This window comes from Marseilla massiliensis (genome assembly GCF_016899955.1).
Classification (GTDB): Bacteria; Bacteroidota; Bacteroidia; order Bacteroidales; family Bacteroidaceae; genus Prevotella; species Prevotella intestinigallinarum.
Genome location: NZ_JACJJL010000007.1, coordinates 23,340 through 46,833, shown reverse-complemented (window position 1 = coordinate 46,833; position 23,494 = coordinate 23,340). Strand labels below are relative to the sequence as shown.

At 53.6% G+C, this 23,494-nt stretch carries 19 protein-coding genes; 10 read left to right on the top strand and 9 right to left on the bottom strand.

The window, feature by feature from the left end:
* The first annotated feature begins 52 nt into the window (after window positions 1-52).
* The 6 genes from H6B30_RS05540 to H6B30_RS05515 all read left to right on the top strand — a co-directional run bounded on the left by H6B30_RS05540 (window position 53) and on the right by H6B30_RS05515 (window position 6,952).
* Window positions 53-1,408: a leucine-rich repeat protein gene (locus H6B30_RS05540; RefSeq protein ID WP_205108717.1), complete on the top strand. Its 1,356-nt coding sequence runs from the start codon at window positions 53-55 to the stop codon at window positions 1,406-1,408.
* 214 nt (window positions 1,409-1,622) lie between these two features.
* Window positions 1,623-3,632, top strand: coding sequence for an NAD-dependent DNA ligase LigA (gene ligA, locus H6B30_RS05535; protein ID WP_205108715.1), 2,010 nt, complete (start codon window positions 1,623-1,625; stop codon window positions 3,630-3,632).
* A gap of 6 nt (window positions 3,633-3,638) precedes the next feature.
* On the top strand, window positions 3,639-4,304 hold the full coding sequence (locus H6B30_RS05530; protein WP_205108876.1) for a phenylalanine--tRNA ligase beta subunit-related protein: 666 nt from the start codon (window positions 3,639-3,641) through the stop codon (window positions 4,302-4,304).
* A 5-nt stretch (window positions 4,305-4,309) separates the two neighbouring features.
* A complete protein-coding gene (locus H6B30_RS05525; RefSeq protein WP_205108713.1) occupies window positions 4,310-4,747 on the top strand; it encodes a LexA family protein in 438 nt (145 codons plus the stop codon).
* 3 nt (window positions 4,748-4,750) lie between these two features.
* Window positions 4,751-6,025 (top strand): Y-family DNA polymerase, encoded by a 1,275-nt coding sequence (locus tag H6B30_RS05520; protein WP_205108711.1) that lies wholly within the window; start codon window positions 4,751-4,753, stop codon window positions 6,023-6,025.
* 150 nt (window positions 6,026-6,175) lie between these two features.
* Window positions 6,176-6,952 (top strand): META domain-containing protein, encoded by a 777-nt coding sequence (locus H6B30_RS05515; RefSeq protein WP_205108709.1) that lies wholly within the window; start codon window positions 6,176-6,178, stop codon window positions 6,950-6,952.
* Window positions 6,953-8,439: 1,487 nt separating this feature from the next.
* On the opposite strand, the gene rny is transcribed toward H6B30_RS05515, so the two are convergent.
* From rny to H6B30_RS05495, 4 genes are all read right to left on the bottom strand, one after another.
* Window positions 8,440-9,975, bottom strand: a complete 1,536-nt coding sequence (rny, locus tag H6B30_RS05510; protein ID WP_205108707.1) for a ribonuclease Y — start codon at window positions 9,973-9,975, stop codon at window positions 8,440-8,442.
* 28 nt (window positions 9,976-10,003) lie between these two features.
* A complete protein-coding gene (locus H6B30_RS05505) occupies window positions 10,004-10,312 on the bottom strand; it encodes a cell division protein ZapA (RefSeq protein WP_205108705.1) in 309 nt (102 codons plus the stop codon).
* Between the two features lie 10 nt (window positions 10,313-10,322).
* Window positions 10,323-10,619: a coiled-coil domain-containing protein gene (locus H6B30_RS05500; protein ID WP_205108875.1), complete on the bottom strand. Its 297-nt coding sequence runs from the start codon at window positions 10,617-10,619 to the stop codon at window positions 10,323-10,325.
* Between the two features lie 98 nt (window positions 10,620-10,717).
* Complete coding sequence (locus H6B30_RS05495) at window positions 10,718-11,344, bottom strand: DUF8491 family protein (protein ID WP_205108703.1); 627 nt, start codon at window positions 11,342-11,344, stop codon at window positions 10,718-10,720.
* 214 nt (window positions 11,345-11,558) lie between these two features.
* Here H6B30_RS05495 and rfbA point away from each other — a divergent pair, with 214 nt between their 5' ends.
* The 4 genes from rfbA (at window position 11,559) to H6B30_RS05475 (ending at window position 17,774) form a co-directional block, all read left to right on the top strand.
* The gene (gene rfbA, locus H6B30_RS05490) at window positions 11,559-12,425 is read left to right on the top strand and encodes a glucose-1-phosphate thymidylyltransferase RfbA (RefSeq protein ID WP_205108701.1); all 867 of its coding nucleotides are present in this window, start codon (window positions 11,559-11,561) and stop codon (window positions 12,423-12,425) included.
* A gap of 97 nt (window positions 12,426-12,522) precedes the next feature.
* Window positions 12,523-15,042 carry a GumC family protein gene (locus H6B30_RS05485; protein WP_205108699.1) on the top strand — a complete coding sequence of 840 codons (2,520 nt, stop codon included), beginning with the start codon at window positions 12,523-12,525 and terminating at the stop codon, window positions 15,040-15,042.
* Between the two features lie 7 nt (window positions 15,043-15,049).
* Window positions 15,050-15,505: a BT0820 family HAD-type phosphatase gene (locus H6B30_RS05480; RefSeq protein ID WP_239483624.1), complete on the top strand. Its 456-nt coding sequence runs from the start codon at window positions 15,050-15,052 to the stop codon at window positions 15,503-15,505.
* A gap of 1,669 nt (window positions 15,506-17,174) precedes the next feature.
* Window positions 17,175-17,774: an RNA polymerase sigma factor gene (locus tag H6B30_RS05475; RefSeq protein WP_205108697.1), complete on the top strand. Its 600-nt coding sequence runs from the start codon at window positions 17,175-17,177 to the stop codon at window positions 17,772-17,774.
* A gap of 49 nt (window positions 17,775-17,823) precedes the next feature.
* Here the strand turns inward: H6B30_RS05475 and H6B30_RS05470 are convergent, their stop codons facing one another.
* The 5 genes from H6B30_RS05470 to H6B30_RS05450 all read right to left on the bottom strand — a co-directional run bounded on the left by H6B30_RS05470 (window position 17,824) and on the right by H6B30_RS05450 (window position 23,447).
* Window positions 17,824-18,870 (bottom strand): DUF1848 domain-containing protein, encoded by a 1,047-nt coding sequence (locus H6B30_RS05470; RefSeq protein WP_239483622.1) that lies wholly within the window; start codon window positions 18,868-18,870, stop codon window positions 17,824-17,826.
* A 330-nt stretch (window positions 18,871-19,200) separates the two neighbouring features.
* The gene (gene rpe / locus H6B30_RS05465; protein WP_205108695.1) at window positions 19,201-19,860 is read right to left on the bottom strand and encodes a ribulose-phosphate 3-epimerase; all 660 of its coding nucleotides are present in this window, start codon (window positions 19,858-19,860) and stop codon (window positions 19,201-19,203) included.
* 210 nt (window positions 19,861-20,070) lie between these two features.
* Window positions 20,071-21,051, bottom strand: a complete 981-nt coding sequence (gene fmt, locus H6B30_RS05460) for a methionyl-tRNA formyltransferase (RefSeq protein WP_205108692.1) — start codon at window positions 21,049-21,051, stop codon at window positions 20,071-20,073.
* 21 nt (window positions 21,052-21,072) lie between these two features.
* Window positions 21,073-22,881 carry a chloride channel protein gene (locus H6B30_RS05455; protein ID WP_205108690.1) on the bottom strand — a complete coding sequence of 603 codons (1,809 nt, stop codon included), beginning with the start codon at window positions 22,879-22,881 and terminating at the stop codon, window positions 21,073-21,075.
* The gene (locus H6B30_RS05450; RefSeq protein ID WP_205108688.1) at window positions 22,878-23,447 is read right to left on the bottom strand and encodes an L-threonylcarbamoyladenylate synthase; all 570 of its coding nucleotides are present in this window, start codon (window positions 23,445-23,447) and stop codon (window positions 22,878-22,880) included. The genes H6B30_RS05455 and H6B30_RS05450 overlap by 4 nt, the downstream gene beginning before the upstream one ends.
* Window positions 23,448-23,494: the final 47 nt, after the last annotated feature.

The following is a 23,494-nucleotide window of genomic DNA, read 5'->3' as shown; positions in this document are numbered from 1 at the left end:
GATATTGATGCTGTTGCTCTTGGCCAACGCCATAGAGGCACAGACAAAAAGGGTGGTTGACGTGAAAGACGGGCAGGCTTTGGAGGCATTGCTGGGCGAAGACATGCTGGAAATAGACACGCTGGTGGTTAAGGGAAGCTTGAAGCACACTGACTTCCCGGTGATGCGCCAATGCCTCGCCAAAGGTAAGTTGCGGGTGATTGACTTAGGCGAAAGCGAGGTTGAGAACGATTCGCTGCCCGAAAATGCGTTTTACATATCATTTGACCCGGTACATCTCGATTCGATAGTGCTGCCAAAAACGCTTCGGGTCATAGGAAACGAAGTGTTTTGCAACCCAACAATGAGAGAAATAAGATTCCCGACAACACTCAAAAGCATCGGGGATATGGCATTTAACCAATGTAATTACCTAAAGACTGCCATCATACCGGAAGGTGTAGAATCAATCGGAGCAGGCTGCTTTTATAGCTGCTATAGCCTAAAATCGGTCAGCTTGCCATCGACCATCAGGCACCTTGGAATAGAAGCGTTTAACTTGTGCTCCAACTTAATGACCATTGACATTCCATACGGGATTGAAAACATTGGCCCCTTCGCATTTGCAAATATTGCAAAAGTAGAGGAGATGATAATTCCTGAAAGCGTAAAAAACATTGAGGAATACGCCTTTTACGATGATTGGTCCATGCGTAAGATCGTACTGCCCAACCGATTGACCGTAATAGTGAACAACGTGTTTGAAGATTGCAACAGACTAAGCGATGTTAGATGGCCGTCAGAACTCGCAATGATATTCCAAGAAGCATTCAAGTCGTGCGGCTTCACCACATTGGCGTTGCCGGGTAAACTTGAGGCAATAGGCAACGAAGCATTTTTCGGAAACATGAGCCTGACAAAGCTCATTCTGCCGGAATCTCTTGAAAGAATTGGCAATTCGGCATTCGCCGGGTGCGAGAACCTACGCGAAGTGTACTGCCCGAGGCAGACGCCTCCCGAAGTTCAGTTCATACACAGCATGGCCAATGCAGGCTCAGGCGCGGCCAATGCCCCGCAGCCGCCTTTCGACAAGATTGCGGCAGATGCCGTTCTGTATGTTCCCATCGGCACTAAGAGCCTGTATGAGGCCTCAATGTTTGCCAAGGGCTTTGCCGAAATACGCGAGACAGCCGACTTCCCGGCGGACATAAACGACGAAATTGCGGCATCGGATGGCTGTAGCGTGACAGGCGGTAAAGGCTGCATAAACATCAGCGCAAACGGTGAGCCTGTTGCATATAAGGTATATGCGGCCGGAGGACAGCTCGTGGCTGAAGGTGTGGCCGATGGAACTGACATTGTGGAAGCACCGGCCGGTATTTGCATAGTAAGCGCACATGGCGAAAAGACAAAGGTCGTTGTGAGATAGAAAGCACAACATGGGGCCGCAAGGCCGTAAACGCAAAAAGGGCGCACCGCCATTGCCACTCTTCACAAGAGGGCACATGGCGGTGCGCTCTTTTTGCATCCTGCCCACAACATGCGAAAAACACTGAGAATGGCAATAGCATTTTTTTCGCAGGGAAGAACATCGGTGATGGATAAAAATGAGTAACTTTGCAAACCGAAGACAACAGAACGACATGAACGAAAAAGAAAGGATAGTGCAGCTGCGCAACGAGCTGCACGAGCACAACCACAGATACTACGTGCTGAACGCTCCAACCATCAGCGACATGGAGTTTGACATGATGATGCACGAACTGCAAGAACTCGAGGCACGCCACCCGGAAATGGCCGACCCTACCTCGCCGACACAGCGCGTGGGCAGCGACATCAACAAAGAATTCAGGCAGGTGGAGCACCGCTACCCCATGCTCTCGCTGGCCAACACATACAACGAACAGGACGTGGCCGACTGGTATGAGTCGGTGAGCAAGGGCCTGAACGGTGAACGGTTTGACGTGTGCTGCGAGTTGAAATACGACGGCCTGTCGATAAGCCTGACCTATGTCGACGGCCGGCTGACGCAAGCCGTGACCCGAGGCGACGGCGTAAGGGGCGACGACGTGACCGACAACGTGAAGACAATTCGCTCAATACCGCTCGTGCTGACGGGCAAAGGCTACCCCCGCGAGTTTGAGATACGCGGCGAGATACTGATGCCCTGGAATGTGTTTGAGCAGCTCAACGCCGAGCGCGAAGCCGCCGAAGAACCCCTGTTTGCCAACCCACGCAACGCGGCCAGCGGCACCCTGAAGAGCCAAAACTCGGCCCTCGTGGCCAGCCGCCGCCTCGACGCCTACCTGTATTACCTGCTCGGCGAAGAGCTGCCGGGCGACGGGCACTACGAAAACCTGGCGGAAGCCGCCCGATGGGGCTTCAAGATAAGCAGCGGGATGCGCAAGGCAACGAGCCTGGAAGAAATATACGACTACATAAACCACTGGGACACGGAGCGCAAGACGCTGCCCGTGGCCACCGACGGCATTGTGCTCAAGGTGAACTCGCTGCGCCAGCAGCGGGCGCTGGGCTACACGGCAAAAAGCCCCCGGTGGGCAATAGCCTATAAGTTTAAGGCTGAAAGGGAGCGCACCAGGCTCACGGAAGTGACCTTCCAGGTGGGCCGCACAGGGGCGGTGACGCCGGTGGCCAACATGGAGCCGGTGCAACTGGCCGGCACCACCGTGAAAAGGGCCACGCTGAACAACGAAGACTTCATCAGAAGCCTTGACCTGCACATAGGCGACTACGTTTATGTGGAGAAGGGAGGCGAGATAATACCGAAGATTGTCGGGGTGGACACCGATGCCCGCACGCCCGGGATGGAGCAGGTGACGTTTATCACCCATTGCCCGGAATGCGGCACACAACTCGTCAGGTATGAGGGTGAAGCAGCCCACTATTGCCCCAACGACACCGGCTGCCCGCCGCAGATAAAGGGCCGCATAGAGCACTTCATCTCGCGCAAGGCCATGAACATCGACAGCCTTGGGCCTGAGACGGTTGACGAATACTTCCGCCGTGGCCTCATACACAACGTGGCCGACCTGTATGACATACGTGTCGAAGACATCAACGGAGGCGGCACGCGCGAGAAGTCGGCCCGGAAGATTGTGAAAAGCATAGAGGCATCAAAAGCTGTGCCGTTCGAGCGGGTGGTCTTCGCCCTCGGCATCAGGTTTGTAGGCGAGACGGCCGCCAAGCTGCTCGCGCGGCGCTTCCGCACCATGGACGCCCTCGCCGGGGCGCAACTGCAGCAGCTCACCGACGTCAACGGCATTGGCGAGGTGATAGCCAAAAGCGTCATCACCTACTTCCACGACCCGGCCAACCTCGAGATAGTAGACCGCCTGAGGGCTTGCGGCCTCCAGATGGGCGTGAGCGAGGCTGATGATGCCGGCACGGGCGACGCCCTGGCAGGCCAATCCATAGTGATAAGCGGCGTGTTCGAACACCACAGCCGCGACGAATACAAAGACATGATAGAGCGCAACGGGGGCAAAAACGTGGGCAGCATAAGCTCTAAGACATCATTCATACTGGCCGGGAGCAACATGGGGCCGGCCAAGCTCCAGAAGGCAGAGAAGCTGGGCGTGCGCATTGTGGGCGAGGAAGAGTTTCTCAAAATGATTGACAACACAAACGGATAAAATATGATCAACATCATCGTATCAGACGAAATAGAGACGGTGTGCCCAGGCTTTGTGGGCGCCGCCGTTGAAGCCACAGCACAAAACAGCGGGCACAGCGACGCGCTGTGGCAAGAGATAGGCGCATTGAGTGCCGACTACCGCAGCAGGCTGACCACCGAAAGCCTGAAACAGATGCCGGCAATAGAAGCCACGCGGCGCGTCTACCGGGCTTGCGGCAAAGACCCCAGCCGCTACCGCCCGTCGGGCGAAGCACTGGTAAGGCGGGTGCTGCAGGGCAAGGAGCTATACAGGATAGACACACTCGTAGACCTTGTCAACCTGGCAAGCATGGCCTACGGATACAGCATAGGCGGGTTTGACGCCGACAAATTCTGCGGCGACACGCTCACACTGGGCATTGGCCGCGAGGGCGAACCGTATGAGGGCATTGGCCGGGGGCTGCTCAACATTGCCGGGCTGCCGGTATACCGCGACGCGAAGGGCGGGGTGGGAACGCCGACAAGCGACAACGAGCGAACAAAAATGACACTGGAAACTACGCATGTGCTGTTTCTGGTAAACGGATACGACGGCGACAGCAAGCAGGTGGAAGCCTGCGCGTCATACATGCAAGACCTGCTCAGGAGGTATGCCGGTAGCGACGGCGGCACCATCACCACATACAGGTAAGGCAAATGAAGCTGGAATTGTATTCGGCTGACCTGAGCAGCCAACTCAACCTGGCCTTTGCCGACCAGGGCATCAGGGCCGGTTTCCCGTCGCCGGCACAAGACTATATGGGCGAAAGCATCGACCTAAACCACGAACTGGTGCACCACCCCGCAACAACATTCTACGCAAGGGCCGTAGGCGACTCTATGACCGGATGCGGAATCGACGACGGCGACCTGCTCGTGATAGACAAGTCTATAGAAGCGCAAAACGGCGACATAGTGGTGGCATTCATCGACGGCGAGTTCACCCTAAAGCGGGTGAAGACCGACAAGGCCGCCAACTGCCTGTGGCTCATGCCGGCCAACGACCAATACAAGCCGATAAAGGTGACTGAAGATAACAACTTCATAGTTTGGGGCGTACTGACATACAACATCAAGCGGCAACTTAGGAGGTGAGCAATGTACGGCCTTGTAGACTGCAACAACTTCTACTGCTCGTGCGAAAGAGTGTTCAACCCCGCACTGAGAGACGTGCCCGTGGTGGTATTGTCTAACAACGACGGGTGCGTCATTGCACGGAGCAACGAGGCCAAGGCCTTGGGCATTGGCATGGGCGTGCCATACTACCAGGCGCGAAACCTGCTCGAGGCAAACAAAGTGGCCGTTTTCAGCTCAAACTACGCGCTTTACGGCGACATGAGCCGCAGGGTGATGATGATGCTTGCCGACTTTTCGCCCGAACTGACCCAGTACTCCATCGACGAGGCTTTCATCGACCTGTCCGGCCTCGGCACCGGCAACGAACTGTACGACTACGGAAGGAAGATAGTGAAATCTATCGGACGGGGAACGGGCATACCCGTAACGATGGGCATCGCACCCACGAAAACGCTGGCCAAGGTGGCCGGACATTACGGCAAACGATACAAAGGCTACGGCGGGGTGTGCATGATAGACACCGACGAAAAACGGACAAAGGCACTGATGGGCCTGCCCATAGGCGAAGTGTGGGGCATAGGAAGGCGCAACAAGGCCCGGCTGGAAAGCGCCGGCGTGCGAACGGCATGGGACTTTACGCGCCTCAGCGAGTCGTGGGTGAGGCAATTGCTCACCGTGACCGGCGTGCGAACATGGCAGGAACTGAGGGGCACGAGTTGCATAGACATCGACGAACTGCCGCAAAAGAAAAGCATCTGCACCAGCAGGAGCTTTGCCGACGGCGGACTGTGCGAGCTGGGAAAGGTGGAGGAAGCCGTGGCAAACTTTGCCGCGGCATGCTCACGCAAGCTAAAACAGCAGCACAGCTGCTGCGCCACGCTCACGGTATTCGCTTACACGAGCCGGTTCAGGACGGACATGCCCCACTACCCCATCAACCGTACAGTACAGTTTGCAGTGGCAACCAACGACCAACAGGAAATAGTGAGCACGGCGGTCAAGGCGCTTAGGGCCGAATGGCCGGGCGACAACAGGTATCACTACAAAAAAGCCGGTGTAATAACATGGAACACCATGCCAGACAAGGCAATTCAGGCCGACCTCTTTGACACCACCGACCGCGAGAAACAGGCGCGGCTGGCCAAGGCCATCGACACGATAAACAGGAAAAACGGGCATAACACCGTGAAAGTGGCAGTGCAGGGAACGGGCAGTGCATGGCAATTGAAACATGAGCATTCGTCGAAGCACTACACCACAGACATAAAGGAAATAATAAGGGTGAAAACACAATGACAACACCACGGCCGGCCTAAAACCGCCCCACGGGTGGGACGGACTGGGCCGGTTTTGCTCTTTTTAACACTTTTCCATGCAATATTTGCGCCGCTACCTCATTTTAGTGGTAGACAAACAAGACATAAGCAACTTACAAACAGCAGAGACATGAAGAGAAACCTAATCGTAGCCGCAGCACTTTGCGCAATGGCATTCACTGCGTGCAACAAACCACAAAAAGGACTTCAGGAAGCCTTGAACAGCGAATGGAACATAACAGAGGCTGACGGAAACGCAATAAAGACAACAACCGGACAAGCACCTTACATTGGCTTTGACCTGAAAGAGGGCCGCATCTACGGTTACAGCGGATGCAACAGGATAATGGGCTCGATAGACCCCAAGACGCAGAAGCCCGATTTCCAAAGGATGGGCAGCACGATGATGGCCTGCCCCGACATGGAGACCGAAAGCAAGGTGTTGGCCGCCCTGAACAAGGCCAAGGACTTCAAGCAGGAAAAAGACGGCTCGCTGGCACTGCTCGACGAGAAAGGAAACAAGGTGGCAAGGCTGGAAAAGAGATTTGAAGACATGGCCTACGCCGAAATGGAAGGCGAATGGACCATAGCCAAGGTGTTCGGACAGAGCCTGAAGACCACCAAAGACAGAGAGGCACCGGCGTTGTCGTTCGACACAAAAGCCAACAAACTGAGTGGCACCACCGGCTGCAACCGCATCATGGGGGGCATAGAACAAGGCAAGGACGGGCCTCGAAGCATATCGTTCGGGCAAGCCGCAACTACCAGGATGGCATGCCCCGACATGGAAAATGAAAACAACATAATGACCGCACTTGCCCAGGTGAAATCGTTCGGCAAGCTGAAAAACGGCCATCTGGCTTTCTTTAACAATAGTGGAATGCTGATTTTGGAACTTGCAAGATGATGAATCCTGCGCATGTTCCGGCTTCGCCTACCGCCAGTGTGAGCAGTGTTTTCGGCACATGTATGTATGCTTGCCTCATGGCATAGCCGTTCTCTGCGAAGAAAACAGGCTAACCCAAACGGAAACACGCTCAAATCGGCGGTGGCAGGATATGGCCTTGATGAAATGAAAACAGATATTTTATAAAGAAAGGGTAATCACAAACACACAAAATTAAACTCATATTCCGAAGGGGAGAATACGCCAGGCGAGGCTGTTCTCCCCTTTCATGTGGAATGGCAATGCCATGAGACGAAAGCCACATGCTCTATACAAGCCTACATTACGGCTGCCAGTGAGTGCACACGGGGCTTACATTGCCAACACGACAGGCATGAAAAACAAAACAGCAATACCACTTGGCCATATGTCACGCAGACTAATTGCCAGGCAACCTGCATGCCGACTGCCGTCAAGGCCTATCCCGGGGGCTGTTGCCTGTTGGCAATGCTGCCCCCCCCGAAGGCATTGCCGTTTACAGAAACATGGCTGCAGCAAGGCTGAAAACATTCAGTAGCAGGCATGACGCCCCACTGGGCATACGGCAGTATGGCGGCCGCCGATGCCGCCCCGGCCCCCAAAGTCACGCCAACGGCCAAAAGCAAGCGGCCATCACAGCAGAGCATGCACGGCTATGCATGCCTGTCGGCAGGCCACGACTTGAAGAAGGCCGATGCCGATGGTGCATGAAAGTAGCGTAAACGAAGCCTGCCTCAACCGTAGCAACCGACGTTCGGCTTTTTGGGAAAAATGGCTCCGAGCAACGCCACCGGCTAAACCACACCACAAAACGCATCATAATGAACGCAGGAGTGAAGCAGTATGGCAACGCATATTCACTGTGAATCGAGGTAAACGAAAACATTCGGACACCCGGCATTGCTGCCCCGATCCCACCCCTGTGCAGTGGCCGGCGGGCAACATGGGCCGTTTTGAAGCGCAATACGGGCCGTTATGAAGCGCGGAACAGGCCGTCTTGCATTCCAATACGGGCTGTTCTGCCGGCCAGCCCATGCGCTTCACCCAACCACCTCTGGCTCAGGCCATTGGCTATTTCAGGCAATATGGCTGTGGATTATGCATAAATGCAGCGAGCCACATAATGGCGTGATGATGCCGCGCGTGCAAAACCACGATGCGGCTCACGCCACGCCTCGACGCCAGACGCCGCACGGTTGGGTCAAGGGCCTGCCTGCACCGCTTGCAGCCGTATGCCTGTTGCGGGGAGCCACGACCATACACCACCGCCAGCAAGCAGCTGATTGGATGGCGGCAACCACCGGCCGGCAGCACCAAGGCAGCCACGTGGACGGCAGGCCGGGGCAGCACCATCACGGAAACAGCAATGTAAACAGGCCTACAGGCCCTCAGATCCACAAACAAAAAAGCAGTGCGGCAATGCCGCACTGCTTTTCACGAGTCGTGGCGCAATGGCGCCGCAAAGCCCATCACTTAGCGTAGGCCACGCTGCGCGTCTCGCGTATGACGGTAATCTTAACCTGTCCGGGATAAGTCATTTCCGTCTGTATCTTGTTGGCAATCTCGCCCGAGAGTGCCTCTGTCTCGTTGTCGTCCATCTTGTCGGCACCAACGATGACGCGAAGCTCCCTACCCGCCTGTATGGCATAGGTCTTTGTAACGCCGGGATAGCTCATGGCAATGGCCTCGAGGTCGTTGAGGCGCTTGATATAAGCCTCTACTATCTCCCTGCGGGCACCCGGACGGGCACCGCTGATGGCGTCGCAAACCTGAACGATGGGCGCAAGCAGGGTGTTCATCTCGCACTCGTCGTGGTGGGCGGCAATGGCGTTGCAGATATCGGGCTTCTCCTTATACTTCTCGGCAATCTTCGCCCCGTACAACGCATGGGGCAGTTCGCTCTCCTCGTCGGGCACCTTGCCTATGTCGTGCAGCAATCCCGCACGCTTGGCTTTCTTTGGGTTGAGCCCGAGTTCTGATGCCATCACGGCACACAGGTTGGCCGTCTCGCGGGCGTGCTGGAGCAGGTTCTGCCCGTAAGAGCTGCGGTATTTCATCTTTCCGATGATGCGTATCAACTCCGGGTGGAGCCCGTGTATGCCAAGGTCGATGGCAGTGCGCTTTCCGGTCTCAATGACCTCGTTTTCAAGTTGCTTCTTCACCTTCTGCACAACCTCCTCGATGCGGGCCGGATGGATGCGCCCGTCAGACACGAGCTGGTGCAGCGCAAGGCGGCATACCTCACGCCTGATGGGGTCGAAAGCGCTGATGACGATGGCCTCGGGGGTGTCGTCTACCACAATCTCCACCCCTGTGGCAGCCTCGAGCGCACGTATGTTGCGGCCTTCGCGGCCAATGATGCGGCCTTTAACCTCGTCGTTGTCTATATGGAATACGCTGACGCTGTTTTCAATGGCAGTCTCGGTGGCAACGCGCTGTATGGTCTGGATGACTATCTTGCGTGCCTGGGCGTTGGCATTAAGCTTTGCCTCGTCCATAATCTCATTTATATAGCTCTGTGCGTCGGTCTTTGCTTCGTCTTTCATGGCTTCCACAAGCCGTTGCTTAGCCTCGTCGGCGCTCAGTCCCGACAGTTCTTCGAGCTTGGCCCTCTCCTGCAACTGCATCTTCTCAAGTTCTTCATGGCGCATCTGTATCAACTTCTTTTCATTCTCTATGCGCACTTGCTGGTTGTCAAGGTCGTTCTTACGACGGCCCAATTCTTCTTGCCTCTGGTTGAGGGAAATCTCGCGCTGCTTCAGCTTGTTCTCGCTTTGCTGTATGTGCATGTTGCGCACCTGCACCTCCTTCTCCAGCTCGCTCTTCTTGTTAAGGAACTTCTCCTTGACCTCAAGCAGCTTTTTCTCTTTCATAACATTGGCCTCCTTCTCTGCGGCCTCCATCATCTCATTATATTTTCCCGTTAGTACATATCGGAAAACGAGATATCCGCCAACCCCACCAATCACCAATGCGGCGGCGCCGATAATTATTTCTATAATCATAAAGCTTAATATAAAGTTGTTAATATTCTCATCTTTTATCGCTAAGTGCATCCTCGATTTCAGCAGTCAGACGTGTGAGAATATCATTGTATGGCGCGGTGTCGTTCTTATAGCGCTCCTTCTGGTACTGAAGCGCTATATCAATAAGTGTCATGAGTGCTATCGTATGGTCGCCCTTATGGCCCTTGTACATCTGCGCATAGACATTGTAGCGGTCCGTAATGAGCTTAGCGGCAGCCCGATAGTACTCTTCCTCATCGCGGTCGACGACGACTTCCAACTCTTCGTCGTAGACGTGCAACCGTATATGTAGTTTATCTCTGTTCTGCTCTGCCATCAATCTCTATCTATTTCTGTTCAGACAAGATAGTGATGCATTTGTTAACATCCCTTATGAGCCTTGACAAACGGCCTTTGGTGACTTCGATGTCTTCGTCTGAAACCTCCAACATCTTCATCATCTTCAATGCTTCATATTCATCGCATTTCTGCTCCAGCTTCCCACGGAGGTCGCTTATCTCCCTCTCATTCTGGTCAACCATGGCATATAGCTCGTCGTTCTCCTGTTTCAGTCTGTTAAACTGAAGGAGCAAGTCCCGCACGCGGGTCTGGAATAATGCCAAAGTCTGTTCATCTGAAGCCATAGGCAACAAGTCTCTGAATACAAAGGTATTAAAATATCTTCAATTTGTTTGCAATATCACATCAGGGGAATGCTTTATTTAATGTTTTTTATCTATAATCATTTATCATCGCCCTTGGGCTGCGGCTCTTTCTTGGCCAGCATGACAACGTTATAGACAAAGTCTGTCACCCAGCGCTGCGAGAAGCCCAGTCGGTGCGAATACTCACGCACAGACACAACGGCCTTCATCACACCGGGCTCCGTGAAGTTGTTCTTGTTGTATATGCTGTCGACGGTTTTCTCGGTCATCTTGTACAGCGCTCCCTTGAAAACGCTGGGCAAACGCAGCTTGAACTTCATCAGGTTGCCCATGAGCATCATGAGATCCTGGGTGAAACCCTGGAACTGTACAAGGTATACCTGAACGTCTTGCAGCTTGCGGCACCTGCGGCGAACGCTCTGGTCAATCTCCTTGAAGAAGTCGTCGTCCATCGAATATATCTCTTTGAGCATTTTCTTGCAACGGGCCTTCTCGCCCACACCAAGGCGGTTGTTGACCGTCGGCACGTGGAGCGTGGTCTTGAACACACGCATGTCGGGAAGCATGGCAAGGTTGGTGATGCCGAGCTCAGAAGCTATAGCCGCCTGGAAATAAACACGGATGAGGGTCATGAAGTCTTCCATGCCGCCCACTTTCTTCTCTTCAGCATCCTTGTGACGAAACAATTTGGATAGTATATTCATAATAGTCAGTCTGTTACACCCCGAGAACACGCCGCTGCGGCCTCATGCCAAGGCGGCCCCCAAAGGGGTGTTGCTACATATCAATTATTTGTTTTGAGTGCAAAGTTACGTATTTTCTCGGACAAAGGAATGATTTTCAACACAAAATCCTTCCTAATAGGAGAAAAAAGATTACCTTTGCAGAAAATTCATAAACTGGAGTATATTATTCAAAATGAAAGGTATCGTATTAGCTGGAGGTAGCGGAACCAGGCTATACCCGATAACCAAGGGTATCAGCAAGCAGATGATTCCGATTTTCGACAAGCCAATGATATACTACCCAATCTCGGTTTTAATGCTCGCCGGGATTAAGGACATCTTGGTAATCAGCACGCCATACGACCTGCCGGGCTTCAAGCGGTTGCTTGGAACGGGCGAAGACATTGGTGTAAGGTTCGAATATGCAGAACAGCCATCGCCTGATGGACTTGCCCAAGCGTTCCTCATTGGCGAGGAATTCATAGGCGACGACGCAGTGTGCCTGGTGCTTGGCGACAACATATTCTATGGAAGCGGATTCACAGGCATGCTGAGGCAAAGCGTAGAAAACGCCGAGAAGCACAACGAAGCAACTGTCTTCGGCTACTACGTCAACGACCCTGAGCGTTACGGGGTAGCCGAATTCGACAAGCATGGCAACTGCCTGAGCATCGAAGAAAAGCCGAAGAGCCCCAAATCAAACTACGCCGTGGTCGGTTTATATTTCTATCCGAACAGCGTTGTGGGCATTGCCAAGAGCATAAAGCCCAGCGAACGCGGCGAATTGGAAATCACTTCGGTAAACCAAGCCTACCTCGCACAGCAGAACCTCAAGGTGCAAACGCTGCAAAGAGGGTTTGCATGGCTTGACACCGGCACACACGACAGCCTCAGCGAGGCCAGCACTTTCATCGAGGTAATAGAAAAACGCCAGGGCCTAAAAGTGGCCTGCCTGGAAGAGATTGCATACAACCAGGGATGGATAACAAGGGAACAGTTGCACGAACTGGCCAAACCTATGGCCAAGAACAGTTACGGCCAATACTTATTGAAGCTATAGCGACCCAGCCAGACACCTCCAACTCTATCTACAATGCGCATATTATATCATACATAGCAACAACGAAATCCATTCAAAAACAAATTAATTACTGTTGATGGGAAACAATAATATAGAAACGAACAGCAACGCCGAGCAGCTTGCAGCCAACGAGTCGGAGTCTTCTTTCGACATCAAGGCAATATACACAATGTTCATCCTCAACTGGCAATGGTTTGCATTGTCGGTCATTGTGTGCTTATGCGTCGCCGTAGCATATCTCAGGTACAAGAGCCCGGTATACCAAGTGTCGGCAAAAGTGCTCATCAAAGACGACGAAAACAAGCAAGCCAGGGGTGGCAACCAGATGCTCGCCAACATGCAGGACTTCGGTTTCATCTCGAGCAGCAACGGCATTGACAACGAGGTCGAAATACTGCAAAGCCACATCTTGGCCCGCGAGGCAGTGAAAGACCTCAAGCTTTACACTGAATACAGGCTTGAAGGCAGCATCAAGGACAGGCTGATATACAAGACACAGCCCGTGAATGTGGATTTGGACACTGCCGCCCTCACCCGTATGGACAACCCCGACATACTGAGGAAGGTGCTCTATATAAAGATGAGGGTGTCTATGGCAGGCGGCAAGTTCAATGTCAAGGGAAAGGTGTTCACCAACGAGAGCACCAACAACGAGAAACCGTTCGAAGTCTCTTTCAATTCTCTGCCGGCCAAGGTCAAGACATATGCGGGCCTGCTCACATTCACACCGAACCTGCACGAGATACCTGAAGAGTCGAAGACCAACGACCTCATTGTGACAATAATGCCGCCGTCGACCGTTGCAGCCAACTACATCAGAACCATGAGCGTAGAGCCCACATCGAAGACAACGTCGATAGCTCTTGTCAGCATCAGCGACAAAGACGCAAGGAGGGCCGAAGACTTCCTCAGGCAACTGGTGATATGCTACAACAGGCAGGCCAACGCCGACAAGAACGAGATAGCCATCAAGACGGAACAATTTATCAACGAGCGTCTTGAGAAAATAAACACAGAGCTTGGAACTACCGAAGGCGACCTGGAAAGCTACAAGAGAAAGCACAACCTCACGCAGCTGAGCCTCGACGCCACCGAGACCCTTACCCAGTCAAGCCAGTACGCATCAAAGCTGTCGGAGGCAAAGTCGCAGATAGAACTGCTCAATTACCTCCGGGAGTACATAGACAACCCGAGCAACAAATATGAAATAATACCGTCCAACATCGGGCTTGAAGACCCGGCGTCGACGGCACTCATCACACAGTTCAACCAGTCGGTGCTCGAAAGGAACAGGCTGCTGCAGTCTGCATCGGAGATTGCACCGCAGGTAATGGCACTGACCAACACCCTCAACGAACTGCAGTCAAGCCTCCGCACGGCCCTGCTCCAAGCACGCCGCAGCGCCGACATCAAGTTGCAAGGCATCGAGAAACAATACAACCTGTACCAAAACAGGATTGCAAGCACCCCTGAACAGGAGCGCATACTGACGCAGATTGGCCGCCAGCAGGAAGTAAAGTCGGGCCTGTACCTCATGCTTCTGCAAAAGCGAGAGGAGAACTCGATATCTCTCGCCGCCACAGCCGACAAAGGAACCATGATTGACGACCCGATGTTCGGAGGCAAAGTGAGCCCCAAGGGAAGCGTAATACTGTTGGCTGCACTGGTGATTGGCATCGGCATACCGTTCGCCATACTATACATACTGCAACTGATGAGATACAAGATTGAGGGCCACGACGACGTGGTCAAGCTCACAAGCCTTCCCGTCATTGCAGATGTGGCAGTGGCAAGCGAAAGCGCGAAGAGCGCGGCAGGTATCGTTGTGCACGAGAACAAGAACGACCAGATTGACGAGATATTCCGATCTATGCGCACGAACATACAGTTCATGCTCAAGGACAGCCAGAAAGTGATAATGTTCACGTCGTCGACATCGGGCGAGGGAAAGACGTTCAACGCCGCAAACATAGCAGTAAGCTTTGCCCTGCTCGGCAAGAAGGTAATACTGATTGGCCTGGACATCAGAAAGCCCGCGCTCGGACGGCTCTTCGACCTTTCCGACAGAAACCGCGGAGTAACCCCGTTGCTGACAAAAGAAACGATAACACCGGCCGACATAACCAGCCAGATACAGCCGTCGGGTGTCAACCCCAAGCTCGACCTGATGCTGGCCGGGCCCATCCCCCCCAACCCGACGGAGCTGCTGGCAAGAGAGAACCTCGGAGTAATCATCGAGCACCTGAAGAAAGAATACGACTACATAATACTCGACACAGCCCCTATCGGACTCGTGACAGACACGTTCCAAATCGGCAAGCTGGCAGATGTGTCAATCATCGTATGCCGTGCCGACTATACGGCAAAGTCGTCTTTCGGCCCAATCAACGAGCTCTCCAAGGAGAAAAAGCTGCCTAACATGTGCATTGTGCTCAACGGAGTAGACCTCTCAAAGAAGAAGTATGGCTACTACTACGGCTACGGCAAGTATGGCAAATACGGGCGTTACGGTCACTACGGGCGCTACGGCACCTATGGCAACTACGCCAACAGCCACTATGGCAACAAAGAAGACAACTCGATAAAAACAAAGTAAAAGCGACATGACGATTGCAGTAGACTTTGACGGAACCATCGTCGAGCACAAATACCCGGAGATAGGCAACGAGATTCCATTCGCCACCGACACGCTCAAAATGCTTATCAAAGACAGACACAGGCTGATACTGTGGAGCGTGCGCGAAGGGGAGCTGCTCAACGACGCCATCGAATGGTGCAGGGAGCGCGGTGTTGAGTTCTGGGCAACCAACCGCGACTACCCCGAAGAGACCGAAAGCAACAACCAGCACTTCAGCCGTAAGCTCAAGGCCGACATGTTCATCGACGACCGCAACCTCGGAGGACTGCCCGACTGGGGCACTATCTACCGCATGATAAAGCAGAACAAGACATGGAACGACTTGCTTGCCGAGGCTGAAAACGGGAGTCTTGACAATCCGTACATGCATGATCGAGGCAACGGCACGAAAAAGAAAAGGTGGTGGCTGTTTGGCAAATAAAACGTCACAAAGCATAGAATGATGTTTGCGGCAATTGGTTCAGCGATTTGGAACCATTGCCGCAAACGTTTTTTTAATGCCAATCGGCCGTTTGGCCACAAAAAGATTTCATCATGCTGCTGTGCTGATTGCCCGGCGCTGTTGGCCAAGGCATGCCGGACTACAACCTGACGCAACGACGGGCATGATGCCCTTGCGAGGATGGAGAAGCTTGATTGGTAGAGGCATTAACTTCTAAACAAACATCAAACTGCTAAATTTCAGAACCAGATTTAACACCAATCGGTCATTAGAGCCATAAGTGGCTATGAACAGCTTCTATTCAAATTGCCCCTCGTTCTTGGCAGAAGTGCAGCTGGTCTGGTTGAGACAAAGCAGCCACAAGGTGCCGACAGCAGCAACAAAGTATACAGAAAGCCCAAAAAAGCAACCAAAGCACAGCCACAACTGTGGTGATTATCTATTGTGATTAAACCCACGACATGCAGCAAACCACACGCCGTACAACCGTATTCTCTTAGTCGCCTTTGCAGTAGAGAGGGCTTTTTGCATTCCAAAAAAGCACTATTGTCTCAACCGGCATGCCCAGATATTGCCATTATGCCGCATAGTGTTAGCATCGAAAACAAAATCCCTATTCCCAGACGCATGCAACATCACCGTGGCAGGCTGCCTGCTGTGGCGTGGCCTCAGGCTGCTACGCATAAGGCGAGGGCTGAAATTTGTTTGCACTGCAATGTGGATGCGTAGATGCAAAAACCGAATTGCGATTTTGGTTGAATGCATGTTCGCTCTGTTTCGCACGCCGATTTACAACGGAACCAGCCATCCATGCCTGTAAACAGACAATAGCCGTCGAAATCACGACAATAAATGTCTGCCGATAAAATCAAAACGAAATCAAAATATCGCCGCGGAATGAAGAACAAAACCTGCGGTGAGCCAACCATCTGACTGTCAGCGTGTTAGAAAACAACAACAAAGCGTTTGCAAAAAGCCCCGTTTTGGTCGGCAAAACGTGCCGTTTCAAAGTGCAAAACGGCACGTACTACGACGCAAAACGGCATGTATTGACATCCGTCAAGCAGTGAGCCGACAATTTGACGCGTTTAGTTCAATCAACTACCGGCTTGCTGTGCACCTTCGATTGCCCTGCTTGCGCAAGGCTTAAAGCATGGTTGCCACACATGGCAAAAAGCCTCAGAACATGGCAACAAACAATTTGCACTACAATACTTTGCAATCATTGTGGCTTAAACTGCCGATTTTTGGAAAACTCAACGGCCCAACATGGCAGGCATAACACACAGTGCCAGTTTCGGCGACGGCAGTGCGCGCACCGTAAAAACTCGCATAGCGCTCTCCGGCGTGCTATTCGTGCAACCGTTTACAAACAATGGTCAAGCGCCAATCACAATGCACCAGCCATTCGGCATATATATTAAAATACACTTGTGCGACCAAGCCCGAGGCAAGAGCGAGCGTGTTTCAAAGCGAAAAAATCTAAAAATAAAAACACTGAAGACATACAAATTCCACGCCAATAATTTGGTTGAAAGAATTATTTTATATACTTTTGCAATATAAAATAAACATTCCAATAACAATTAATCAAAACTGTTAAGCCTATCGACGAGACATTTACTTAATCAACAAAAGACAATTAAGTATGAAGAAATTCGGAAGTATGACCGACGAAGAGTTGGCATTACTGTACGTTGAGGGAGATAACAGAGCCTTTGATGAGTTATTGTCACGAAATCAAACAAAGCTCTTTACTTATATAATGTTCGTAGTGCGCGACCAGGAGACGGCCAACGACATTTTCCAAGACACTTTTGTCAAGGTCATAATGAAGCTGCAGGAAGGAAAGTATACCGACTCCGGCAAGTTCTCATTCTGGGTTACGCGCATTGCCCACAACGTCATCATGGACTGGTATCGCCAGAACAAGAATGAGCACATAGTGGAAATGGCAGAAGACAATGACCTGACAAACCTCAAAAGTGCCTCTGTCATGGACATCTGCCGTGAAGACGAGATTGTCAGCGAGCAGGTTCACTCCGACGTGCGCCGCATGATGAACGCCTTGCCTGCCCCACAGCGCGAAGTGGTATACATGCGGTTCTATCAAGGCTTGTCGTTCAAGGAGATTGCCGATATTACCGGCGTGAGCATCAACACGTCGCTCGGCCGCATGCGCTACGCCATAATCAACCTGAGACGCATGGCCCGCGAGCACGACATAATGCTCAGCATCGGGGCCTGAGCATTATGTAAAGCAGTCTGCCTGAATCACTCCTTATACACCGCAAAGTTCATCCACACAAGCTCTCACCGCCGGGGTTGTGAGCAGCCATGTTGCGTTCGACCGTCATCCTGCTGCCGTTGGCATAACAGTAAGCGCAAAGATGGCCGCAAGTGGAATACATGCCAATGTCCTTGCTTACCATGCACCCACACGCCTTGCGCTGCCCCCTGTCCTTTAGACTGCGCCTTGCCAGGGGCATGACCGACATGTGGCCGCCTGCATCGGGCAGCGGCAGTTTCCCGGAATGCAGATAATAAACCAACTCGGGGTCGTTGCCGAAGAGCCGCTCTATCAGCGTACCGTCGATACAACAGTTGTGAGAGATGCCGTATGCCCCCAAGTCATCTTCTTCGGCGCACGTAGCCAAATCAATTTTCCATCCATCAGAAGCCCACCTGTCGCACATACGGGCCAAACCGACAGCCAACTCCAAACGCTGCCCGGCCGACGGTTCGGCCGACGTCACGCCCGCCTGTGCAAACAAGCTGCACGAGGCACGCAGATTGGAAGCAACGCGCCGATAGGCACCCACGTCGACAAAGCTGAACACGAGCTTCTCTGTGCATCCCCTCATCATGTTACCCAACCGCCAGACACGGGCCAGCAAATCATGCGGTGTCAACGATGGCGTGAGCAGCATCGGGTCGAAACGCCACACCACCCTGCCGGCGCCTATCATTGCAGCCAGCCTCCGGGCGGTGTCGACCCTACAGCCGAGCGATGGCACTCGTGGCTCCAAGCCCTCTTGCTCATAGTCGTTGATGGTAAACTGAAAGTAATAGTGGATGCGTTTACGGTCGAGTATGTGCAGATATGGCATAATCGGTGCAGGGTTTTTCGTCCAAAACACGATGACCTTACACCGCAAAAACGATACGTACACTTTACGTTTGCTGAACGGATTCACCCACACACAGTAGCCACGCTCCAGCCTGCGGAAGAACCATTCGGCATAGAATGCCGGTATGTCGGTGGCCCTGCTGGCCGATATAACCACAGGGGCAACGGCCTCGACCCGCTCTCCAGAATCGGTTGTTATCACTACTCTATCCATGCACTTGCGCCAAACGAGGCTTTATATTAAACAACATGAAAACCTATGAGCGACCATTTGCCCCCGGCTCGTGTGCCATCCGAACAAACGAAAGTACAACACACGCATGCCATCCGGGACTAAGCCATTGCCAAGGAATTGGCAAAAGCGGCTCCTACCGCTACGACGGAACAAGCCCAAAGGCCATGCCCGACAACCGGATGGGACACATACCGTGACACAAACCCACAGTCATGACCCAGCAACAATGACACCACCATTCACTTACAGGCCTAAAACAAAACAGCCGCAAGCGTCTGTTCTTGCGGCTGACTGTAACTGATTGGTTGCTCAAACCGTACGCCCGAGGTTGCGCAAATGCCTTATTGCCTCCTCGGGATGCGGGCTCTTGAACACGTAGCTGCCGCTGACGAGCACGTCGACACCTGCTTCCACAAGCCTCGGGGCTGTCTCGGCCTGCACCCCTCCGTCAACTTCTATGAGGGCGTGAGAGCCACTCTCGGCTATCATACGGCGCAGTCTGCCCACCTTGTCGATGGTGTTTTCAATGAAATCCTGCCCGCCGAAGCCCGGGTTAACGCTCATGAGCAACACCATGTCGAGCTGCCCGATAATGTCTTCAAGCATAACCACCGGCGTCGTAGGGTTGAGAGTGACGCCGGCCTTCATCCCCGCATCGTGTATCTCCTGCACGGTGCGGTGCAGATGGGTGCATGCCTCATAGTGGACATTCATCATCATGGCCCCCAGGCGTGCCGTCTGGCGGATGTAGTTCTCGGGGTGCACAATCATGAAATGCACGTCGAGGGGCTTTGTGCAAGCCCTTGCCACCGCCTCGATGACGGGAAAGCCAAACGAAATGTTGGGCACAAACACGCCGTCCATCACGTCGAGATGAAGCCAGTCGGCCTCACTGCGGTTAATCATCTCTATCTCGCTGTCGAGCCGCAAGAAGTCGGCTGCAAGCAGCGATGGTGAAACCATTGCCATATATCGCTCAATTCAGGCAGAAAGACACAGTCGTCCCGTCTGCCATTTTTATTACTCTGTAAGTGTAAGCTATCTTCTTAATGATATCCAGCGTGCGTTCGTTGGGATTCATTCCTTCCTGTGTAAAATGCATCATAGGCTCCTTTCTTATTGTACTTGCTTACTTTACAAACGGCAGAAGCCATGATTTATTATGTCTGCACACAGATTTTATTCCACCCGGCAACCGTCGATGTCTTTCATTCCGTTGAGGAAGTCGGCCGAAGCCATGCGTTTCTTACCCGCAACCTGCATCTGATCCACCACGACAGCCTCGCCTCCGGCCGTAGTGACGGCCAGTTTTCGCCCGCAACGGAACAATTGCCCGGGTTCGCCCTGCCCCTTTACTATCTCGGCATCGGTGGAATACACTTTCATCACCGAGCGTTTTCCGTCGGCAGTCACGAGTGTTGTCCATGCACCGGGATGCGGACTGAGGCCTCGCACGAAGTTGCGCACACCGGCAGCCGTCTTTCGCCAGTCAATAAGGCATGTCTCCTTGAATATCTTCGGGGCCGCGTGCAGCACCTCGCCCGGCTGTTGCAGTCCGTCTTGCGGCAAAGCCTCGGGATGACCCCCGGCAGCCACAATTGCCTCGAGCGTACGCAGGCACACGCCAGCACCGAGGTGCATGAGCCCGTCGTAGACGTCGCCGGCGTCGTACTCCGGCTTTATGTCAAACGGCTCGCGCATAATCACGCGGCCGGTATCGATGTCGTGGTCAAGGAAAAACGTGGTCACGCCGGTACGGGTCTCACCGTTTATCACGGCCCAGTTTATCGGAGCGGCCCCTCTATACTGCGGAAGGAGGGCTGCATGCACGTTGAACGTTCCGTATTCGGGCATGTCCCACACAACCTCGGGCAGCATCCTGAAAGCCACCACCACCTGAAGGTTAGCCCGGAAAGAGCGCAGCTGCTCAACAAAACCAGGGTCTTTCATCTTCACCGGCTGCAACACAGGCAGCCCGAGCGAACAGGCATACTGCTTAACAGCCGACGGCTGAAGCACGCTGCCGTGGCGTCCCACGGGCTTGTCGGGCTGGGTCACCACCGCCACCACGTTGTAACCGCCTTCAACCAAGGCCCTGAGAGTAGCGACGGCAAACTCCGGCGTGCCCATGAAAACTATCCTCAAATCGTCTTTTGTCATAATGGTCTTTTGGTTATGATGTCAATCTTCACTCATGTCGGCCACCATCTTGCGATACATGCCATACATGCGCTGCCTCGAGATGTAGCCCTTCAGATGGCCGTCGGCGTCGAGCACTGGCAACCAGTCGGCATGTGTGCGGTCGAAAACCTGCATGACCTCGGTCATAGGCTCGTCGTCGCGCAGCGTAGCCGCGGGCGGTGTCATGAGCTGGCTTGCCGTGAAATGGTGGTACAATTCAATGCGGAACACCACATGCCTTATCTTCGTTATGTATATCTCGCCGAGCAGATTGCCGGCTGCATCAAGCACCGGCAGGAAGATGTTGCGGCTCCGGCTTATCTTGTGCACAATGGTGCCGAGCTCCATGTCGGGCGACACGGGCGTATAGTCGCGGTCGATCACGCTGTCGAGGCTCATCAGAGTGAGCACTGCATGGTCGGTATGGTGGGTGATGAGCTTGCCCTCCCTGGCCAGCCGCATGCCGTAGATGCTGTGTGGCTCGAATATGATTATGGTCAGATAAGAGCATACGCTCACTATCATCAGCGGCAGGAAGAGCGCGTAGCCACCCGTTATCTCGGCGATGAGGAATATGCCCGTTAACGGGGCGTGCATCACGCCAGACATCACGCCGGCCATGCCGAGCAAGGCGAAATTCTTTTCCGGCACATAGACCCCCACCTCATACATGTTCCAAAGCCTGGCAAACAGGAAGCCGCCGAAGCAGCCCACAAACAGGCTCGGGGCAAAAGTTCCGCCACATCCGCCCCCTCCGTTTGTGGCCGAAGTGGCAAACACCTTGGTAACGACCACCAAGAAGACGTAGATGACGAGCAGGCTGCCATGGCCGGAGAAAAGCGAATTGTGCATGATGCCGTTCCAGTCGGCCTCCGTACTGCCGTTGAGCAGCTGGTTGATGTCATGGTATCCTTCGCCGTAGAGCGATGGGAAGAGGAATATGAGCATGCTGAGCATGCTCCCGCCGATTACCAGTTTGAAGTAAGGCTTGTCCTTGAAGCGCGAGAACATGTCCTCGCACAGCGTCATGGCCCTTATGAAATACAGGCTCAGCAGGCCGCAGGTGACGCCGAGCAGGATGTTGGCAGGCACCCGTTCTACCGTCCACGCAGCATCGAGGTGGAACGTGAACAACGACGTCGAGCCGCTGAAGATGTATGTAAAGCATGTCGCAGTAACGCAGGATATTAGTATCGGCAGGAGCGAAGCCATGGTAAGGTCAATCATGAGCACCTCGAGGGTGAACACGAGCCCCGCTATGGGTGCCTTGAATATGCCGGCTATGGCACCGGCAGCACCGCAGCCAACAAGCAACACGAGCGTACGGTTGTCCATCCTGAACAGCTTGCCCAGGTTTGACCCTATGGCCGAGCCCGTCAATACGATGGGCGCCTCGGCACCTACTGAGCCGCCGAAGCCGATGGTGATGGCCGAGGCCAGCACCGACGACCAGCAGTTGTGGCCGCGCAGGCGGCTCCGCTTGCTGCTTATGGCATAGAGTATGCGCGTGATGCCGTGGCTGATATTGTCTTTTACGACATACTTCACGAAGAGCCCCGTAAGGTATATGCCCACCACGGGATATACCAGGTAGAGCCAGTTGGCCGTCTTCTCGTTGAACGAGCTTGTGAGCAACAGGGCTATCTGGGCTATGATCCAGTGCAGAGTAAACGCCGCCACGGCACAGAAGAAGCCAACGGCAAAGGCCAGCATGAGCACAAAGGTGCGCTCGCTGATGTGCTTTTCACGCCAGTCCAGCAGCTGCTCAAACCACGATTGCCCCGCGGCGGGCGCCGACAGCCCTATCATTGGCGTATAATTTCGACCTCACCGTTAACCCTAAGGCGCACAATGCTCGACGGCTTGTGCGGCTTGTGCTCCTGGCGGCGGCTCCAGCACACGTAGTCGACGGCATCGAGCAGTTCCTGCGCGATGTCGCAATAGTTCTGGGCTGCCGGTTGGCCGGAAATGTTGGCCGACGTAGAGACCACGGCTTTCTGGAAACGGTAGCACAGTTCTTTTGAGAATGGCTCGTTGGTTATGCGCAGCGCGATGCTTCCATCATCGGCTATGAGGTTTGGCGCAAGGCCGGTGGCACCGTCAAGTATCACCGTGAGCGGATTCTCGGCGCAGTCTATGAGCTGCCATGCCACGTCGGGTACGTTGCGCACGTAGCGCTGCAGGCGGGCATCGCTGTCGACGAGGCATATCAATGCCTTCGAGTCGTCACGCTGCTTTATCTTGTATACCTTGGCCACGGCCTCGGGGTTGGTGGCGTCACAGCCTATTCCCCACACGGTATCGGTGGGATACAGTATCACGCCGCCATTTCTCATGGTCTCAATGGCGCGCCTTATGTCTTCTTCTCTTGTCATCTCTTTTCTATTTACTCACTATTTATTGCTGCAGGCATCGCCCGTTG

Coding starts and splice junctions, on each gene's coding strand:
- ligA (WP_205108715.1), top strand. CDS start 1,623: ATGAACGAAAAAGAAAGGATAGTGCAGCTGCGCAACGAGCTGCACGAG.
- H6B30_RS05525 (WP_205108713.1), top strand. CDS start 4,310: ATGAAGCTGGAATTGTATTCGGCTGACCTGAGCAGCCAACTCAACCTG.
- H6B30_RS05520 (WP_205108711.1), top strand. CDS start 4,751: ATGTACGGCCTTGTAGACTGCAACAACTTCTACTGCTCGTGCGAAAGA.
- H6B30_RS05515 (WP_205108709.1), top strand. CDS start 6,176: ATGAAGAGAAACCTAATCGTAGCCGCAGCACTTTGCGCAATGGCATTC.
- rny (WP_205108707.1), bottom strand. CDS start 9,975: ATGATTATAGAAATAATTATCGGCGCCGCCGCATTGGTGATTGGTGGG.
- H6B30_RS05505 (WP_205108705.1), bottom strand. CDS start 10,312: ATGGCAGAGCAGAACAGAGATAAACTACATATACGGTTGCACGTCTAC.
- H6B30_RS05500 (WP_205108875.1), bottom strand. CDS start 10,619: ATGGCTTCAGATGAACAGACTTTGGCATTATTCCAGACCCGCGTGCGG.
- H6B30_RS05495 (WP_205108703.1), bottom strand. CDS start 11,344: ATGAATATACTATCCAAATTGTTTCGTCACAAGGATGCTGAAGAGAAG.
- rfbA (WP_205108701.1), top strand. CDS start 11,559: ATGAAAGGTATCGTATTAGCTGGAGGTAGCGGAACCAGGCTATACCCG.
- H6B30_RS05485 (WP_205108699.1), top strand. CDS start 12,523: ATGGGAAACAATAATATAGAAACGAACAGCAACGCCGAGCAGCTTGCA.
- H6B30_RS05480 (WP_239483624.1), top strand. CDS start 15,050: ATGACGATTGCAGTAGACTTTGACGGAACCATCGTCGAGCACAAATAC.
- H6B30_RS05475 (WP_205108697.1), top strand. CDS start 17,175: ATGAAGAAATTCGGAAGTATGACCGACGAAGAGTTGGCATTACTGTAC.
- H6B30_RS05470 (WP_239483622.1), bottom strand. CDS start 18,870: ATGGATAGAGTAGTGATAACAACCGATTCTGGAGAGCGGGTCGAGGCC.
- rpe (WP_205108695.1), bottom strand. CDS start 19,860: ATGGCAATGGTTTCACCATCGCTGCTTGCAGCCGACTTCTTGCGGCTC.
- fmt (WP_205108692.1), bottom strand. CDS start 21,051: ATGACAAAAGACGATTTGAGGATAGTTTTCATGGGCACGCCGGAGTTT.
- H6B30_RS05455 (WP_205108690.1), bottom strand. CDS start 22,881: ATGATAGGGCTGTCGGCGCCCGCCGCGGGGCAATCGTGGTTTGAGCAG.
- H6B30_RS05450 (WP_205108688.1), bottom strand. CDS start 23,447: ATGACAAGAGAAGAAGACATAAGGCGCGCCATTGAGACCATGAGAAAT.